This is a genomic window from Streptomyces sp. TRM64462 (assembly GCF_013362995.1).
Taxonomy (GTDB): domain Bacteria; phylum Actinomycetota; class Actinomycetes; order Streptomycetales; family Streptomycetaceae; genus Streptomyces.
Genome location: NZ_JABWDV010000238.1, coordinates 1 through 445 on the forward strand (window position 1 = coordinate 1; position 445 = coordinate 445).

Consider the following 445-nt stretch of genomic DNA (forward strand, 5'->3'; position numbering starts at 1 on the left):
TCGCCGTCGCCCCGTACCGCCGCGACGTCCTGGAGCAGCGCCTCGACGACGTCCCACGGCGGCAGCTCGGCCCCGTCCAGGCAGGCCCGTATCCCATCGGGGTCGCGCTGCAGGAAGACCCCGTACCAGCCGCCGCCCGGGTCGAGCAGCGCCGTCAGGTCCCGCAGCCACTGCGCGAACGACCTTGCGTCCTCTGCTTGTTGATGAACGGTCATCTGCTTGCCCACGCCCCTGCCACGCACCGACTGCCACACCGCGGTCCCGAGCATTCGATCCCAGCCGTGTTACGGCCCGGCTACGGGGAGTTTTCCACCCCGGAACCGGCGGCGCCCCGACGACCCGGGGCCGTTGTCAGCTGGGGGCTCCGCCCCCAGACCCCCTGTCGCGCCTGTGGGGGTACCCCCTGCTCGAAGAGCTTGGGGGAGATTGAGGAGCGGGGGTTCGG

General features: G+C 71.9%; 1 pseudogene. It reads right to left on the reverse strand.

The annotated features are described in order from the left end of the window. A pseudogene (locus HTZ82_RS11290) lies at window positions 1-242 on the reverse strand (hypothetical protein); the annotation flags it as partial. Window positions 243-445: the final 203 nt, after the last annotated feature.